Source organism: Flavobacterium notoginsengisoli, assembly GCF_042686225.1.
GTDB lineage: Bacteria > Bacteroidota > Bacteroidia > Flavobacteriales > Flavobacteriaceae > Flavobacterium > Flavobacterium notoginsengisoli.
Genome location: NZ_JBHUOT010000007.1, coordinates 319786 through 336801, shown reverse-complemented (window position 1 = coordinate 336801; position 17016 = coordinate 319786). Strand labels below are relative to the sequence as shown.

Annotated in this window: 12 protein-coding genes; 6 read left to right on the top strand and 6 right to left on the bottom strand. The window is 33.4% G+C overall.

From position 1 onward, the window contains the following. Positions 1–6 precede the first annotated feature (6 nt). A complete protein-coding gene (locus ACFS3A_RS17225; protein ID WP_379826804.1) occupies positions 7–1608 on the bottom strand; it encodes a Na+/H+ antiporter in 1602 nt (533 codons plus the stop codon). A 186-nt stretch (positions 1609–1794) separates the two neighbouring features. On the opposite strand from ACFS3A_RS17225, the gene ribB reads away from it, so the two are divergent. Both ribB and ACFS3A_RS17215 read left to right on the top strand, forming a co-directional pair. Beyond that, on the top strand, positions 1795–2457 hold the full coding sequence (gene ribB / locus ACFS3A_RS17220; RefSeq protein WP_379826803.1) for a 3,4-dihydroxy-2-butanone-4-phosphate synthase: 663 nt from the start codon (positions 1795–1797) through the stop codon (positions 2455–2457). Position 2458: 1 nt separating this feature from the next. After that, on the top strand, positions 2459–3031 hold the full coding sequence (locus ACFS3A_RS17215; protein ID WP_379826864.1) for a Crp/Fnr family transcriptional regulator: 573 nt from the start codon (positions 2459–2461) through the stop codon (positions 3029–3031). A 182-nt stretch (positions 3032–3213) separates the two neighbouring features. On the opposite strand, the gene ACFS3A_RS17210 is transcribed toward ACFS3A_RS17215, so the two are convergent. The 5 genes from ACFS3A_RS17210 to ACFS3A_RS17190 form a co-directional block, all read right to left on the bottom strand. After that, the gene (locus ACFS3A_RS17210) at positions 3214–4908 is read right to left on the bottom strand and encodes a ribonucleoside-diphosphate reductase subunit alpha (protein WP_379826802.1); all 1695 of its coding nucleotides are present in this window, start codon (positions 4906–4908) and stop codon (positions 3214–3216) included. 18 nt (positions 4909–4926) lie between these two features. Next, positions 4927–5901: a ribonucleotide-diphosphate reductase subunit beta gene (locus tag ACFS3A_RS17205; protein ID WP_379826801.1), complete on the bottom strand. Its 975-nt coding sequence runs from the start codon at positions 5899–5901 to the stop codon at positions 4927–4929. A 646-nt stretch (positions 5902–6547) separates the two neighbouring features. Further along, positions 6548–8314, bottom strand: a complete 1767-nt coding sequence (locus ACFS3A_RS17200) for a S8 family serine peptidase (RefSeq protein ID WP_379826800.1) — start codon at positions 8312–8314, stop codon at positions 6548–6550. Between the two features lie 4 nt (positions 8315–8318). Next, positions 8319–9827, bottom strand: a complete 1509-nt coding sequence (locus tag ACFS3A_RS17195) for a tail fiber protein (RefSeq protein ID WP_379826799.1) — start codon at positions 9825–9827, stop codon at positions 8319–8321. Between the two features lie 35 nt (positions 9828–9862). Next, positions 9863–10363: a T9SS type A sorting domain-containing protein gene (locus ACFS3A_RS17190; protein WP_379826798.1), complete on the bottom strand. Its 501-nt coding sequence runs from the start codon at positions 10361–10363 to the stop codon at positions 9863–9865. A 288-nt stretch (positions 10364–10651) separates the two neighbouring features. On the opposite strand from ACFS3A_RS17190, the gene ACFS3A_RS17185 reads away from it, so the two are divergent. The 4 genes from ACFS3A_RS17185 (at position 10652) to ACFS3A_RS17170 (ending at position 17000) form a co-directional block, all read left to right on the top strand. After that, a complete protein-coding gene (locus ACFS3A_RS17185; RefSeq protein WP_379826797.1) occupies positions 10652–12367 on the top strand; it encodes a tetratricopeptide repeat protein in 1716 nt (571 codons plus the stop codon). A 239-nt stretch (positions 12368–12606) separates the two neighbouring features. Next, positions 12607–14103, top strand: coding sequence for an ankyrin repeat domain-containing protein (locus ACFS3A_RS17180; protein WP_379826796.1), 1497 nt, complete (start codon positions 12607–12609; stop codon positions 14101–14103). A 92-nt stretch (positions 14104–14195) separates the two neighbouring features. Next, positions 14196–14678, top strand: a complete 483-nt coding sequence (locus ACFS3A_RS17175) for a DUF2271 domain-containing protein (RefSeq protein ID WP_379826795.1) — start codon at positions 14196–14198, stop codon at positions 14676–14678. Positions 14679–14816: 138 nt separating this feature from the next. Beyond that, positions 14817–17000, top strand: coding sequence for a PepSY domain-containing protein (locus ACFS3A_RS17170; protein ID WP_379826794.1), 2184 nt, complete (start codon positions 14817–14819; stop codon positions 16998–17000). Positions 17001–17016 lie beyond the last annotated feature (16 nt).

Sequence of the window (17016 nt, the reverse complement as noted above, 5' to 3'; positions counted from 1 at the left end):
TGAAATTTATTCTTCGTACATTTCCATCCATAAACGTGTTTCTTCCAGATCGAGTTCTTTTTCAATTTTTCTAAAAATTTCCTCGTTTACAGATCCTTTTTTGTGCATGCTTTCCAGATTATTACGTTCCACGTTCAAAAGATCAATTTGAACTCTGGTAAACTCATTAAAAATTTGTCCTCCTAATACCTTTCCGTTTCCAAAGAAATTAGCCGGAAGTTCTGTCTTTTGCAGTCGGTTAAATTTTACTTCATATTTACTTTTAATATTGTGCAGTAATTCATCATCCAATAAAGAAAAATTATCTTCGATATGAGTAATCGTTTCAGAAACTATTTTGTTTCGAATATCATATTCTTCTGCCAAAATAGAATAGCGTTCGATTTTCAGTTTTTTAATCAGCCACGGAAGCGTCAGTCCCTGAATAACCAAAGTTGACAATATCACACAAAAAACCAGATAGATAATCAAATTACGTAGCGGGAATTCTTCTGTTTTATTCAGCATTAACGGAAGCGCCAGAGCAGCGGCCATCGAAACCACGCCACGCATTCCCGACCAGCCAAAAATGATCATATTGCGATAATCAAATTCTTCTTTTGATCGTATTCTTTTACTAATAATCCTTGGAAGCATCGTAGCCGGAATAACCCATAAAAAACGGACAAGAATTACAACAACACTAATAACAGCTCCCCATATAAGCAAAGAACTTCCGGAATAACTGCCGATTCCTTCCATAATCTGTCTTAACTGTAATCCGATTAAAATGAAGATTAAACCATTTAGAATATTGTTTAAAACGTCCCAGATCGTATTGGTCATAATTCGGCTTTCATGAGAAAAAATAGTACCTGATCTGGCTGCCAGAAAAAGTCCGGTAGTAACTACCGCCAGAACTCCGGAACCATGAAAATGCTCTGCCAAAAGATAAGCTGAAAATGGTGTAAGTAACGTTAGTGTCACCTCTATAATATCATCACAAACAAATTTTTTATGAATATAATACATTATAAAACCGATAGCCAAACCTATTGCAATCCCTAAAATCGACATCAAAACGAAATTTAATCCTGCTTCCCATAAAACAAAATTTCCTGCCGTAATCGCTGTTAAGGCATATTTATAAGCCACAAGACCACTGGCATCATTCACCAGACTTTCTCCTTCAAGAATGGCAATTAATCTTGGATTTAGTCCTAAACCTTTTGTAATGGCTGTTGCTGAAACTGCGTCCGGAGGCGAGACAATAGCTCCCAATAAAAAAGCTAACGGCCAGGAAATATCATCTATAAGCCAGTGTGCCACAACAGCTACCAATCCTGTAGTAAAAAATACCAACCCGACGGCTGCTAAAGTTATCGGACGAATTGATTGTTTAAAATCGGACCAGCTTGTGTGCCATGCCGCATGATACAAAAGCGGCGGCAGGAAAATGATAAAAACAATTTCAGGACTTAATGCTACAACCGGAAGCCCGGGAACAGCGCTAATAATAACACCACAAAGCACTAAAACAATTGGTATTGGAAAATTATATCTTTTACTAACAAGACTTAAGAATGCTACTCCAAAAAGCAGCATAATAATTACGGTGATGTTCTCCATTTAACAGGCGGTATTTATCGATTTTGGAATAGAAATTTCGAGCACTAAATTAAGATTTTTGCCGACTTAATTAAAATAACATTAAAAAAGAAAGCCGATTTATTGACTTACATCAAACTTTTTCGTTCTACACAACTGTACATTTGATCTTTAAATTATTTAAAAAGTTTTAAAAATATGACACAAATGATAAGTACAGAAATAAGTCCGTTGCTCCAATTTGGAATTACAAGCCAAAAACGTGTTGAAAATGCTTTAGAACAACTAAAAAGAGGAAAAGGAATTCTTTTGATTGATGACGAAAATCGAGAAAATGAAGGCGATTTGATTTTTTCTGCGGAGCATATAAATGTTTTCGATATGGCTCTGATGATACGTGAATGTAGTGGCATTGTGTGTCTTTGTTTAACAAATGAAAAAGCCGATCAGCTTGAACTTCCTTATATGGTAACAGAAAACACAAGCAGTTTTCAAACTCCTTTTACTGTTACAATTGAAGCCAAAAATGGAGTTACAACCGGAGTTTCTGCTGCGGATCGCATTACTACAATCAAAACTGCTATTTCATCAAATGCTAAACCTCAGGATTTGGCAAAACCGGGACATATTTTTCCTTTAAGAGCTAAAAATAACGGTGTTCTGGAACGAAATGGTCACACGGAAGGAAGCGTAGATTTAATGAAACTAGCCAATTTAAAACCCGAAGCAGTTCTTTGTGAATTAATGAACGAAGGCGGAACAATGGCGAAACTCAACGAAATCGTTAATTTTGCACAGCGTCACGATTTAATAGTTTTATCAATTGAAGACATTATCTATTACCGTAAATTCGTGCGAGATTACAACTAAAATGATATACGAACAGCTTAGTAATTACATTCGAAAAAACATTCAGGTTTCTGATGAAGATTTAAATACGATTCTCTCCTATTTTAAACCTTTAAAGAAAACCAAAAATGAGTTATTGCTAGCACAGGGACAAATCAGCCAGCAGTCTTTTTTTGTCGGAAAGGGCTGTTTACGAATCTTTTTTATTAATGAAGAAGGAAAAGATGTTACCCGTTATATTGCTTTCGAAAATCAGTTTGCCACTGCTTTGGTAAGTTTTATAACCAAAAAGCCTGCTCAGGAAAATATTCAGGTAATTGAGAAATCAGAATTACTGGCTATTACGCATGAAGATTTTAATTATTTAATACAAATTATTCCGCAATGGCGTGAATTTTACAGTAGTTACCTGGAAAAAGCGTATGTAAATAATGCTAACAGGTTAATGTCTTTTACGACGATGGATGCTTTGGAAAGATACAATCAGCTTTTGAAAATTAATCCGGCTATTGTAAAACGGCTTCCGAATAAAATTGTCGCTTCTTATATTAATATTTCTCAGGAAACTTTGAGTAGATTGAAATCTAGGGTTTGATTTTTTATTTTGATTGTGGAGATATGGCTTCGTCAATTCACTATCGCTCGGGTCTCCTTCGTCAACATGACGATATTGTAAGTGCAAAAAACGGCTCAAATCTGCTCAAATCTGTTTAAATCTGCGTGAAACTTTCAATCAATAAAAAAACCGAATCTAAAATAAGATTCGGTTTTTGTTTATTATGATTCACAACTGCTGCAAGAAACAAGACTTGTTACTAATTCCTTAGAAACACTTTGACTTCTTTGGTAGTACAAACTTTTAACACCTTGCTGCCAGGCTTCGATCATTAAACGGTTTACATCTTTAATAGCCAGTTCTGCTGGGATATTAAGGTTTAAACTTTGTCCCTGATCTACAAATTTCTGACGAATTCCTGCTTGTTGTACAATTTCTAACTGACTGATTTCTTTAAATGTTTTAAAAACATCTTTTTCCTCTTGTGTTAGCTCTGACATATGTTGCACGCTACCTCCATTCAGCATAATTCCTCTCCAAACCTCTTCGTTATCTAAGCCTTTTTCTTCAAGCAGTTTTTTAAGGTATTTATTTTTACGCATAAAATTACCTTTGCTCAATCCGGCTTTGTAATAATTACTGCTGAAAGGCTCAATTCCCGGTGAAGTTTGTCCTAAAATTGCAGAAGATGAAGTTGTCGGCGCAATTGCCATTGTGGTTGTATTACGTCTTCCGTATCCTTTTAACAATTCTGGTTCACCGTAAATTCTAGCCAATTCCTGACTAGCTTTATCTGCTTTATCACTAATATGTTTGAAAATCTCTGTAGTTTTCATTTTAGCTTCCATTCCTTCAAACGGAATCATGTTTTTCTGTAAATAAGAATGCCATCCTAATACACCTAAGCCTAATGCACGGTGTCTTTTTGCAAATTTATTAGCAGCAGAAAGATAATAGTTCCCTTCTGTTTTTTCGATGAATTCCTGAAGAACAGCATCTAAGAAGAAAATCGCTAATTTTACCGCTTCAGTATCTTTCCATTCTTCATACAATTCTAAATTCATAGAAGAAAGACAGCAGATAAATGATTCGTCATGAGTTGACGGAAGCATAATCTCGCTACATAAGTTACTTGCGTTAATTCTAAGATTCTGATCTTTATATACCTGAGGTTTGTTCTTATTTACGTTATCACTAAAGAAAATGTATGGTAAACCTTTTTGTTGACGACTTTCTAAAACTTTTGCCCAAACTTGTCTTTTTTCTGCATCACCATCAATCATTTCCTGCATCCAGTAATCTGGTACGCAAATTCCTGTAAACAAGTTTTGAATTGGGTTTCCAATACTTTTAATTTTTAAAAACTCTTCGATATCCGGGTGATCAACATCTAAATAAGCAGCAAATGCACCACGACGAACCCCACCTTGTGAAATCGTATCCATAGCCGTATCAAAAAGCTTCATGAAACTTACAGCTCCACTACTCTTTCCGTTGTCGGTTACAGCACTTCCACGTTCACGTAATTCACCAAAATAACCGGAAGTTCCTCCTCCAATTTTAGTCTGCATAATTACCTCTCCCAATTTATGTGTGATTCCTTCAATCTTATCCGGAACGTGTACATTAAAACAAGAAATTGGCAAGCCTCTTTCTGTTCCCATATTTGCCCAAACCGGAGAACTTATACTCATCCACCCTCTTTCGATCATTTCAACAAAAGATTCTTTTAATTCTGGTTTGTATAATCTTTTAGCTGCTGCGGTACAAATTCTATCAATTGCACCTTCAACTGTTTCACCTTTTAAAAGATAACCACGATTTAAAATTTGTTCGCTTTCTGAATTTTTCCACCACATTTTACTGTCGTTCTGTGATTCAAAATTATTTACTGGGTTTGTGTCTATTGTATTCATAAGTATTATGGGCTTGTATTAGAAAAGATCGTTTGCTGTAATGCTTTTATCGTGTTTCGTATATTCTACGGGACGTTTTGCAAAGAAATCATCTAAACTGTTTGCAAAAACCTCTTCTTCAAACCAAGCCATCGCTGCGTAATCTTGCGGCGATACATTAAAAATTGTTTCTATATTAATTTGTCTTAAACTTTCGTCAACTCTAAATTTCATGAAGTTCACTAACTCTTCTTTATTGATGGTTTCAATTGCTCCATCTTCAAAAATCCAGTCCAAAATAGCTGCTTCAACATCAATTGATTCCCTAACGGTTTCGCGAATTAATTCTAACGTTTCGGCATCAAAATATTCAGGGAATTCTTCGCGGATTTTATTAATGATATAAATTCCCCCATTTGCGTGAATCTGTTCATCGATTGAAGTCCAGGCAATAATATTGCTCACGTTTTTCATATATCCTTTGAATCTTGTAAAAGAAAGCAAAATCGCAAACTGACTGAATAATGAAACATTCTCAATCAGAATACTGAATAAGATCAGTGAAACCATATATTTTCTGTTGTCCTGAGATTTTGTGTCTTTCAGCACATTCGAAAGATAATCTACACGTCTGCGAACTACAGGAACATCCAGAAGTTTTTCAAATTCATCATTATATCCTAAAACTTCCAGTAAACGGGAATATGCTTCGGAATGTCTGAATTCACATTCTGCGAAAGTTGTTCCTAATCCATTGAATTCAGGTTTCGGAAAATGCTCGTATATATTTCCCCAAAAACTTTTTACAGCTACCTCAATCTGTGCAATCGCCAACAGACTATTTTTGATTGCCGTTTTTTCAGCTCCACTTAAATGCGCGTGAAAATCTTGTGTGTCGGCTGTAAAGTCTACTTCGGTGTGTACCCAGTAAGCTTTATTTATTGCTTCCGTAAATTGCAGAACCTCAGGATATTCGAAAGGTTTATAGTTGATTCTTTTATCGAAAATTGACATATATATAGAGTTTTAAGTGACAAAAATGAATTATAGAAAATCGTTCGCTCAATTTGTAGGCGGTATTAGCGTGCTTCCTATTAATTACAAATTTAGCCCACAGATATTCGTAAGTCCAGTTTTAGATGTTAAAAATCATCTCAATTATCAACAGTTTAAAAAAGGTAAAAATTCGTCGTTTTATAAATTTTATCAACAGTAAAACAATCTCATGTAATTGTCAATGAGCTAGCCATTTCCCTAAAACGAATGTTAAGTTATTAACATTAAAAAGTCATCTTTTTTATGATGACTTCCAAAACAGTTATCAACAGGCTCATTTAAAAAATGGAAAATCAGTGATTGGTTTTGAAATAAAAAAACGTCTTTTATTAATAATAATTCTAAATAGCGAAAAATCAAAAAACACCATAACATTTTTTAATACAGCTTGTTACAGAAAAAATATTTTTATAAAAATTTTCAAAATCACTGTAAAGTCTTTTAAACAAACCGTTTTCAAAACGTTAACATCTAAAATCTGTTTTTCGTCATGAAACGGTCTGAAAAAAGAAAAAATTGAGCTTAAAGTTGTAGGAAGAGAAATCGAAAAAGTCTGCTTTAAAAGCAGACTTTTAACATTGGGGGCAATTAGTTTTTTGGGAAACTAAATTTTTACGGCCTGGTAGATTAATTTCCAGCCTTTTCTGTTGTTTGTATCATTAGTAGTAAACCAAATCAAAACGCTATTGGTTCTTGAAACTACTATGGGTGGTAAATTTGTACCACTAAATCGGGCAATAGCATATTCCGGAATAGCGTATTCTCCATCAAATAAAAATACATTGTCTATTTTTTCTTCTGTGTCCATTTCTGTAAAAGCTATCGAAATCCTATAACCTTCAGGAACGGTAATCTGCCATTTGCAGTCACATTCTTCAGCATAATTATTTTCGGTTCCGCTTCCATCGCTAATTTCTCCGCTTAGTTCTGCAATGTCGTTTTTTCCACTGCAATATAATGTACTTCTGTCAAGAGGCAGCACTTCATAATATATTTTAAATTCAGCTTTTTTTGAAGCACCATTAACAATTAATTCAACGGTTGTATTGGGATCACTAATAACAACCGGTTTTCCTATTTTCCAATCACTTATTTTAATATCTATATTAGGACGATTATTACTTCTAAAGCGCAAGATAGCATTTTTAAAATCACCGTCTATTTCTTTAAGATGAAATGCAATTCCCAGATTTTCTCCAAAAGGACTAACTTTCCAATCACGAATACTTTTTTTATCATTCACGAAATTGATAAAACCTTTTTGATTTTCTGAGTTAAAAAGAGAGGAAATCTCTTTTTGATTTTCAACAAAATCAATTATGTTTTGAAAATTAACTACTCCCGCTCCCAATTTTCCAGCATATTTTATATCAATGTGATCTGTTACAATTGAAGTTCCCATTAAAATTTCTTCGATTTCAAGATTACTCTTTTCCGGGAAATTTAGTTTTAAAAGCGCACTTGCGGCCGTAACAATTGCCGTTGAAGGTGAAGTTCCTTTATTTTCAACTATTCCATTATCATCTGTAGATGAAGCTCCAAAAATTGCATCTCCGGGAGCAGAAAGAGTTACAAATTTCCCAAAATTGGATATATTAATCTTTTTTGATTGAGCATCAACCGCTGAGACCGCAATTACATTTTCTAAAGAAGCAGGATAATAATCCATCGCATTAGAAAAATTTCCTGCAGCACTTATAACCAAAATTCCTGCGTCTGTAGCTTTTTTGATTAATTCTTTTTCTTCTGGCTTAATGACGTTACTTCCCCAGGCACAGCAAATTATATCTGCTTTCATGGCAATTGCATATTCAAAAGCCTTATATCCTTCTTTTACATAGGTAAATTGAGAACGATCTTCAATAGCTTTTACAGGAAGAATTTTAAAATACTCTGAAGCTTTATTACCATAACATCCTTTTAAAGTTTTAGCAATTATTCCTGAAATATAAGTTCCGTGATAATAGGATTTTAATTTATCCGTTGGTGGTCGCACATCAGCATCATTATCAGATATATCCCAGCCCGTAACATCGTCTTTATAACCATTGGCATCGTCATCGTAAGAATTCTTTGGGTCTGAATTGTTATGATACCAAAATGGAGCAATTTCTGAATGCGTCAAACGAAAACCATCGTCTATAACGGCAATAACAATCGGTTTTAAAGTTTTAGGTTCTTTTTTTACCTGACGAACTCCGATAGAAGTCAAATACCAAAACGAATCATTTTTAGAATTATCTGAATTTTTAATAGAATCACCGATATTTCGATTAGCAAAAATATCTGTAGTCAAAACTACGGGTAAAGCATGAACCTTATTAAAAAATATATTAGAAAAAACGCAGTAAACTAAAATGATTATTTTCAAGGATTTAATTTGGAATAACCGCATGATTATGTTGTGGCAAATTAGTACTATATAAGGTCGTGTTTTCCTGTCCCCCAATCTCTCCCAAAACATATGTTTTCGGTGAATATGGATTCTGCCCTAAATGAACAGGTACACGACCTCTTAAATCCGGCAATCCAAAAGTGGTTGTTCCGTTTCCTCCATATGTTATTCCTAATAATGCAAATAGTGTCGAATTTTGTTGAACTGAAATTAATTGCCCATTACATAAAGCAAAATCTCTAACAGCAAAATTATATGGAGTCAGCATAATTTCTCCAACAAATGGATCTGATCCATTACGTGATGGAAAAATCCCATTCAAAGCTATCTGATAATTCATTACGAGATAAGGTTGCAAATTATTGATAGGAATATTAGATCCCACGATTGATGTTGTCAAATTTGAAGCGACCCAATTTCCCGTTTTATAAGATAAAACTTGTCCCTCAGCTCCTGCCGGCAGATTGCCTTGGGTTGGCGTTGTTATTTCCCAAACAGCTGTTCCTGAATCCGATTTTACACAAACGTATTCTTTCATTGTTGTAATATTTATCCATCTGGAACCTATTGCATATCCTTTGCTAGTATCGTCTGTAACAGTAGGAGCTGTTGTAGCTGCTAAATTTACTTTCAAGTTTGGAACATTATTTAGCACTACATCGCCATTTTCTCCTTTATCACCTTTAAGACCTTGAATCCCTTGATCACCTTTTGCTCCAACAGCCCCGGTTAAACCTATTATCCCCTGTTCTCCTTTATCTCCCTTCTCGCCTTTTGCACCTGATAAACCTGTTAATCCAATTTCACCCTGATCTCCTTTGTCGCCTTTGTCTCCCTTCTCGCCTTTTGCACCAGTTAGTCCTGTTAATCCAATTTCGCCCTGATCTCCTTTGTCACCTTTAAGACCTTGAATTCCTGGATCTCCTTTCGTTCCAGTGGCTCCAACAGGACCAGTTAAACCTATTATACCCTGCTCTCCTTTCTCTCCCCTTTCACCTTTTGCACCAGTCAGTCCTGCTAATCCAATTTCACCCTGATCTCCTTTGTCTCCTTTGTCTCCTTTTAGTCCTGCTACTCCTTGAATTCCCTGCGGTCCGGGAGCAGAACTTCCGGAATTTAAAGCATAAAGTGCATAAGGAACACTTAAAAACTGATTCACGGAAACGAGAGTATAATTACTACCGCCGTTCAAATCGGTTTCTGTTTTAATATAATAGGGCCCGTTTGCCCAATTAATTGCAGAAAAAGTCCCTGTTTCTGTAGTACCAAGTCCAATTTCCATAGTTACCAGACCATTTGCATTAGATGTAGGACTTTGCTTTTCAACATACACAGCCAAACCTGTTTCTGTTCCTTGTAAAATAGAAACTCTCATTCCGATTTGACCATTTTCTATAAGTTTACCTGAACTATTACGAACAACTGCCTGATAACTTAAACCAGACTGTGCCTGCACTTTAACAGATGCTAAAATTAATATCGTAAACAAAAAAAAGTAAAGCTGTTTCATATTCTTCAGATAGATTAGTTTTTAATAATTTTAAATTTTTTAATTGCTTTATTTCCTTCCAAAACCTGAAGAAAATAAACAGCTTCAGGTAGATTTGTAAAATCGATGATCGTTTCGTTACTCAATAATTTGTTTCCTGATATAGCCTTTCCTGAGATTTCGAATAACTGATAATTGAGATTACTATTAAGATTTTCCGGAGCTTTTAGGATTAGAAAATTAGTGGTTGGATTAGGGTAAACGACAAACGACAAGTCTATTTCAGGACGATCTATTCCTAAATTTACATCAATAATAAAAGGTTGTTGTACACCTCTGTACAAACTGCCTGTATTATTTTGTGCTGAAGTGTAGAATACCTCTCCAACTGTAAAACTTACAGATCCGGATGCTCCGGAAGAATTTCCTCCAACTGCAACAGCCGATTGCTGGGCCCTTGCAACGGATAGATTAACAAAAAAAACAATTAATAAAAAAAGGATGTTTATATACTTTAATGCGTAATTTTTGACCATATAATTTGCTTTAATTGAGAAAAAAGTTTTCCGTTTTTTTTCAAAAACTAATAGAAATAGGGTATTAATACCTGAAAAACTCGCTTATGAATGACTTAACTTGCAGTGAAAAATTTTAAATCAAAAGTAAAGTTTAACGATTAAAAAATGCATTTTAACGAGGGGACAAATGGGGGACATTTCCTTAGCTAAAGCCTAAAAAATCAACACATTAAAAAACCGACTCTTAAATAGACATTATATTTTACTAATTTTACTTTTATAAAATCATCTGCCAAAACGAATTTAATGTCTGCCAAAAAAATATATTTTATTGTTTTATTCTTTCTTGCATTAATCATAAATGCCCAAAAAATTCAAATTAATTCTTCAAAAAACTATCTTCAGGATATTGAATCTATTCTACTTCAGGAAAAGAATTTTGACACTGATACAACAGACTTAAAAAAATATCTTTCTCCTATAAATCAAAATCCTAAATATGATGTCATTTATCAGGGTTTATTAGCAAACGGATATAGTAATTTTTATAATTCAATCAACAAAACTTCAGATAATTATTATCTAAATTCCATTCAAAAAGCAAAGGTTTCAAAAAATATTTCCTTAGAAATCTGGTCAAAACTCAATTACATTAATTATTTATACTACTATCGGGATTATATCAGGCTTACTCCTTTTTTATTAGAATTAATGGCCCAAATAGAGCCTTTAGAAGCTGATCAAATTATAACTGCAGACGAAACTTATAAAAGAATTGGATGGATATTGTACACTTTCGGGGATTACAATAAATCGTTACATTATCTAAAACTTGCCGAAAAAACGGCTAAAAAAAATACTTCGGAATATGCTTCAATTATAAACTCAATCGGAATGAACTATTTCTATATTGGAGATTATAAAATGGCTTCCTTTTATTTGAACGAGACTGTAAAAATTTCTAAAAAGATTCCTGATGATGTCCGATATGCCAAAGCACTAGGTGATTTAGCTAATATTAGTCAGAAGAAAGGTGATTATAAAACTGCTATTGCATTGCTACAAAAAGATATTCAGATTTCAGAAGAATATCTAAGCAATCAGAATACCATGTATGCTTCTATTCTATTGGCTGAAGTTTTCTTAAAAAATAAACAACCCGAAGAAGCGATCCTATTTTTAAACAAAGCGGAAAATATTGCCGTAACAAAATCTTATTTTAAAAAATCAGAATTACAGATTATACAACTAAAACTGCAAATATTAAAATTGCAGCATTCAACTAAAAATGAACTGAATTTAAGGCGTCGAATGATTGTTCTGGAAGAATCACTTAAAAATGAAGACGGTGATCTGGCCATAAATCAGGCAAACTGGATTATAGAAAAAAATAAATATCAGCAACATATTGATGAAGCCAATGAGATCATTCAATATGAAGCTACTCTGAAAAAGTTTTACATCATTATATTTATAATGTTATTATCTACTGTTTTAATAATAGTCATTCACTTTCGAAAAAAATACAAAAACAAACAACTTAAATACGAGCAAAAAGTAAAAGCATTAGAATTAGAAAAAGTAAAAGCAGAACAGAAACTTACAGAAGTTAATGACGATATAAAATCTCAAATAGATTATCTCAAAGAAAAAAACTTTCAGATAAAAAAATTAAAAACAGAAATTGAAAACATCAAAAAATCGTCTTCTTATTATCTGGAAAAAGAAAAAGGAAAGCTTAACGCATTACTGGAATCTCATTTAATGACTGATGGCAACTGGAATACTTTTAAAAGAGAATTTCAAAAAGAATACCCGGAATTCTATACTCTTCTGCAACAAGATTTTCCGGAACTAACTGATTCTAATAAAAGAATTTTATTATTACAAAAACTTGATTTCAGTAACAATGAAATTGCTGAACTTTTGGGCATTACAAATGAAGCCGTAAAAAAATCCAAACAACGACTTAAGAAAAAACTCGGCGATAAATATGATTCTCTCTTTAATTACTTGCGGTAATATTTTTCAAATCTATACTGTTGGGAAAACATTAGATTAAAAAAAAATTAAAATCTGCTTAAGTGATTCTTAAATTTTAGAAAAACGACACCAAAAAATACTTTTAATATCAAATTATTATTGGTTTAAGAATATTAATCTTTACATTTGCTTTATTTTTAATTATTCTAAATAGTAAATTAAAAATCCCAAAAAGTAAATTAATCTTTGTACAATTCAATAACCATAAATAGCATATTATGAAAAAGTTTTTTTTCGTTTCTTTTGCTTTTGCGGCTACTCTTTTTATGAGTGCGCAGCAAAAAAACTCACTGTTAGAACAATCTTTTTGGAAGACTTCTCCAAGTATAGAAACGGTTAAAGCAGAAATAGCAAAAGGAAATAATCCGGCTGAAGCAAATGTAAATGCATTTGATGTTACGACATTAGCAATCAACAATGATGCCCCTGTAGCAACTATCAAATTCTTAGTAGAACAGCCTGGAAATTCAATCACCAAATTAACTCACGACAATCGTATTTATTTACACTGGGCAGCTTACAGAGGAAATACCGAATTGGTTGAATATTTAATTTCTAAAGGTTCTGATGTAAATTTTGAAGACAGCCACGGTACAGCTCCGGCAGATTTCGCAGCTTCAAATGGTCAGTCCAATCCGGCAATGTATGACGCTTTCTTTAAGGCAGGTGTAAATCCGACTAAAAAATATGCTAATGGTGCCAATCTTTTACTTTTAGCGATTGCTTCTGATAAAGATTTAAAAGCTGCCGAATATTTTGCAACTAAAGGAATGTCTTTAAAAGATGTTGACAGCGATGGCAATACAGCTTTTACTTATGCAGCAAGATCCGGAAATATTCCGCTTTTGAAAAAACTTTTAGAAAAAGGAATCAAACCTACTGATACTGCTCTTTTAAATGCTGCACAAGGAAGCAGAAGAGAATCGAATACTTTAGAAACTTATAAATATCTGGTTGAAGAAGTAAAAATCAAAGCCACTGCTCAAAACAAAGCGGGACAAAATGTACTTCATTATTTAGCAGGAAAACCAAATCAGACAGAAATTATTAAATACTTTTTAGATAAAGGTGTTGATGTTAACAAAGCAGATAAAGAAGGAAATACGCCTTTAATGGCTGCTGCTTCAGCAAGAGAAACAGCCGCTTTAGAACTTTTTCTTCCAAAAGCTAAAAACATAAATGCACAAAACCTAAAAGGAGAATCTGCTTTAACTTATGCTGTTAGAAATGGTTCACCTGAGGCTGTAAGTTTACTTTTGGCTAAAGGTGCTGACGTTAATGTAAAAGATAAAGACGGAAATAATTTAGGCGTTTATTTAGTGCAGTCTTACCGTCCTGCAGGAAGAGAAAGAGAAACTCCAAAAGAAGATCCGTTTGATGCAAAAGCAAAATTACTTCAGGATAAAGGATTGAATTTAGCAACTGCACAAAAAGATGGAAATACGTTATATCATTTAGCAATTACTAAAAATGATGCTGCTCTCCTGAAAAAAATCACTGATTTAAAAGTGGATATTAATGCTAAAAACAAAGACGGTTTAACGGCACTACACAGAGCTGCAATGACTTCTAAAGACGATGCAATTCTAAAATATCTTATTTCTGCAGGAGCTAAAAAAGACATTAGTACTGAGTTTGACGAAACGGCTTATGCTTTAGCAAAAGAAAATGATCTCCTTACAAAAAATAATATCTCTGTTGAGTTTTTAAAATAATCCTTAAAAGTTAAGAGTTTGAGGTTATGAGTTATAAGTTTAACTTCATACCGAACTCATAACTTATAACCTTTAATACATACTTAAACTTCATGAAATCTATATTCAAAATTGCCCTAACAAGTGCTTTTATCCTTTTAGTTTCTTTTCAGTCTAATGCGCAGTCCAGCAAATACAAATGCATGCTGCAGATGAACAATTATATGGGGGAAGGTGCTTATATCGTAGTTTCTTTAATTAATGCAAACGGAGAATACGAAAAAACACTTTATGTAATGGGTGATGACAAAAAATGGTACAAATCATTAAAAGAATGGAATAAATTTCACACTCAGAAAAATGATGATATCAGCGCTAAAACGGGTGCTTCTGTAACAGGCGGAGATCGTAGCGTTACGACTATCGAAATTGAAAATTCTAAAATCAATAAAGGATATAAATTACGTTTTGAGTCGGCAGTTGAAGACCAGAAATATTACGTGAGTGATCTTGAAATCCCACTTACCACTGAAGGTATCGCTGATAAAACTGATGGAAAAGGTTACATCAAATACGTAAGATTAAACAAAATATAAAACTTTAATATTTTACTTTTAACTTATTGGTAAAGTATAAATTCTATTTTTATACTTTAAGTTAAGACTCAAGCTTTGTCAAAGTTCATAATTTTGGCAAAGCTTTAAACATTTAATTACATTTCTAGATTACACGCAATGACTCTTTCTTTCTGGCGTTACGCACATTTGGCTTTAGCCTTATTTTCTTCTGTTTTTTTGCTTTTGGCTTCGGTGACCGGTATCATTCTGGCAGTCGATGCGGTACAGGAAAAGTCACTTCCTTACAAAGCTGAAGATTTCAATCAGATAACGCTTGGAGAAACACTTTCAATTCTAAAAAAGAACTACTCGGAAATTACCGAATTAAGTGTTGATTACAATCAATTTGTAACGCTTCAGGCAATGGATCAGGACGGAAATGATGTTAACGCTTATATTGATCCAAAAACAGGAAAAGTTTTAGGTACTCCCGTAAAAAAAGGCGAATTTATCAAATGGGTTACCAGTTTCCACCGTTCCTTATTTTTACATGAGGCAGGACGTTTTTTTGTAGGTGTAATTTCTTTTTGTTTATTATTGGTTTCGATTTCGGGATTTGTACTTGTTTTAAAAAGACAACGCGGTATCCGTAATTTCTTTTCTAAAGTAATAAAGGAATATTTCGCTCAATATTATCATGTTGTTTTAGGACGATTAGCCTTAATCCCAATTCTGATTATAGCCTTAACAGGGACTTATTTATCTCTGGAAAGATTTAATTTCTTCATGGGCGAAGAAAAAGCAAAACCTGTTAAAACAGAACTTTCGGCGAAAGCAAAAAACACTTCAATCTTTAAAACCACTTTGTTATCTGATGTAAAAAAAATTGAATTCCCTTTTACTGATGATCCTGAAGAATACTATATCATGGAATTAAAAGACCGCGAAATCGAAGTGAATCAGGTTACAGGTGCTATAATTACTGAGAAACTTTCACCAATGACCGCTCAATTTGCTGCTTTAAGTCTTGATCTCCATACAGGAAGAATTAACGGAGTCTGGGCAGCAATTTTAGCTATCGCTTGTATTAATATAGTATTTTTTATTTATTCCGGTTTTGCGATTACTTTGAAAAGAAGGTCGAGCCGAATAAAAAATAAATTTAAAGCGAATGAAAGTACTTTTATTTTTTTAGTAGGTTCTGAAAACGGAAGCTCTTTTAGATTTGCAAATACCATTTCAAAACAACTGATTGACCAGGGCTATAAAGTTTTTATAACCGAATTGAATCGTTTTGCAGCTTATCCAAAAGCAGAACATATTATTGTTTTTTCTTCTACTCATGGCTTAGGAGATGCGCCTTCTAACGGAAATAAATTTAAAGCATTACTGGAAAAACAAGATCAGGAGCAGAAAATCAATTTTTCTGTCGTAGGTTTTGGTTCAAAATCATATCCGGATTTCTGTCAGTTTGCAATTGAAATTGATCAGCTTTTAGCAAAACAAAATTGGGCAGATCGTTATTTAAAATTACAAACCGTTAATGATAAATCGGCTGCTGAGTTTGTAAACTGGGTGAAATTATGGAGTGCTAAAACCGGAATTTCCCTGGCTACTACTCCATCTTTATATAATCATGTTCCAAAAGGATTACAGAAATTAATGGTTTTAGACAAAACACCAATTTCTGATACAGAACATACATTTATATTGACGTTACGTGCCGGTTCAAGAGTCAAATTTGCTTCGGGTGATTTATTGGCAATTTATCCCGCTAATGATTCCAGAGAACGTCTCTATTCTATCGGAAATCATTCCGGAAATATTCAATTGGTTGTAAAACTGCATCCGGACGGATTAGGTTCCGGATATTTAAATAGTTTAGAGCCCGGAAATACTATAAAAGCACGAATCTTAAAAAATCCTGCTTTTCATCTTCCTAAAAAAGCACAAAAAGTAGCTTTAATTTCAAACGGAACAGGAATCGCTCCTTTCTTAGGAATGATTGAACAAAATAAAGCCAAGAAAGAAATTCATTTGTATAGCGGATTCAGAATGATTACTCCAACTTTAATGGCTTATAAAAAGTTTGCCGGAATAATGATCCAAAAAGAACATTTGGAGCATTTCCATGTCGCTTTATCCCGTGAAGCAGAACATATTTATGTGATGGATTTAATCAAAAATGATGCATCATTTTTTATGAATTTACTCAAAGATAACGGCGTAATTATGATTTGTGGTTCGCTTGCCATGCAAAAAGATGTTGAAGCTATTTTGAATGAATTATGTTTATCTAATAAAAATAAAACGCTTCTGGAATACAAAGAAAATGGCCAATTATTAACGGATTGTTATTAAGATTGTAGATTTTTTG

Bases quoted from the DNA above. Each gene is read 5' to 3' on its own strand.
- ACFS3A_RS17210 (WP_379826802.1), bottom strand. From the start codon at position 4,908: ATGAATACAATAGACACAAACCCAGTAAATAATTTTGAATCACAGAAC.
- ACFS3A_RS17205 (WP_379826801.1), bottom strand. From the start codon at position 5,901: ATGTCAATTTTCGATAAAAGAATCAACTATAAACCTTTCGAATATCCT.
- ACFS3A_RS17170 (WP_379826794.1), top strand. From the start codon at position 14,817: ATGACTCTTTCTTTCTGGCGTTACGCACATTTGGCTTTAGCCTTATTT.
- ACFS3A_RS17215 (WP_379826864.1), top strand. From the start codon at position 2,459: ATGATATACGAACAGCTTAGTAATTACATTCGAAAAAACATTCAGGTT.
- ACFS3A_RS17185 (WP_379826797.1), top strand. From the start codon at position 10,652: ATGTCTGCCAAAAAAATATATTTTATTGTTTTATTCTTTCTTGCATTA.
- ACFS3A_RS17175 (WP_379826795.1), top strand. From the start codon at position 14,196: ATGAAATCTATATTCAAAATTGCCCTAACAAGTGCTTTTATCCTTTTA.
- ACFS3A_RS17225 (WP_379826804.1), bottom strand. From the start codon at position 1,608: ATGGAGAACATCACCGTAATTATTATGCTGCTTTTTGGAGTAGCATTC.
- ACFS3A_RS17190 (WP_379826798.1), bottom strand. From the start codon at position 10,363: ATGGTCAAAAATTACGCATTAAAGTATATAAACATCCTTTTTTTATTA.
- ACFS3A_RS17180 (WP_379826796.1), top strand. From the start codon at position 12,607: ATGAAAAAGTTTTTTTTCGTTTCTTTTGCTTTTGCGGCTACTCTTTTT.
- ribB (WP_379826803.1), top strand. From the start codon at position 1,795: ATGATAAGTACAGAAATAAGTCCGTTGCTCCAATTTGGAATTACAAGC.